The organism is Acinetobacter sp. 1566109 (assembly GCF_000582255.1).
GTDB classification, from domain to species: Bacteria; Pseudomonadota; Gammaproteobacteria; order Pseudomonadales; family Moraxellaceae; genus Acinetobacter; species Acinetobacter nosocomialis.
On record NZ_JEYB01000224.1, the window covers coordinates 1 to 539 of the forward strand.

1 protein-coding gene and 1 pseudogene are annotated in these 539 nt (G+C 35.3%); one reads left to right on the forward strand and one right to left on the reverse strand.

Annotation, left to right across the window (positions count from 1 at the left end):
• Positions 1-11: 11 nt before the first annotated feature.
• Positions 12-290 carry a hypothetical protein gene (locus J582_RS25555; RefSeq protein WP_032049015.1) on the reverse strand — a complete coding sequence of 93 codons (279 nt, stop codon included), beginning with the start codon at positions 288-290 and terminating at the stop codon, positions 12-14.
• Between the two features lie 41 nt (positions 291-331).
• On the opposite strand from J582_RS25555, the pseudogene J582_RS26685 reads away from it, so the two are divergent.
• Positions 332-539: pseudogene (locus J582_RS26685) on the forward strand (MobA/MobL family protein); the annotation flags it as partial.

The following is a 539-nucleotide window of genomic DNA, read 5'->3' on the forward strand; positions in this document are numbered from 1 at the left end:
AAATGATGAAATTAAGCTACGTAATTTAAAAATAAAGGCTCTTTTTTGCGTAGTTCTGATATTGCAGAACTCATCGTGTCTAATTTTGTTGTTAATTTTGATAATTCTTCATTTTGGAATTCATAAAGTTTCTGAGAAGTTTTTTCTGAATACTCAGCTTGAGAGTATTGAAACTGAAGCTCACTTCGTACTTTTTGAACAAGATCCTCAGATACTTTGATGTTTTCATCCAGTGCGATGACCTTTTTGATTTTTAAATTACGTAGCTTAATTTCATCATTTTTCAGCAAAAAAATATAGGGACTTCAGTCGTGACAATGGCACAGAAACTGTAAGCCACTGGAGAGAATCATTTGCAGAGTTATGCAATCATCACCTGGAACAAAATGGATTTGATGAACGTGTCGATCACAGAAGTTATGAAGACCAGGAAAGTGACCTAGAAGCAACTCAGCACGAAGGTCCTCAAGCGACATACCTCCGGAGACGAGGGATATTTACAGAAATTAGTCTGAAAAATGATGAAATTAAGCTACGTA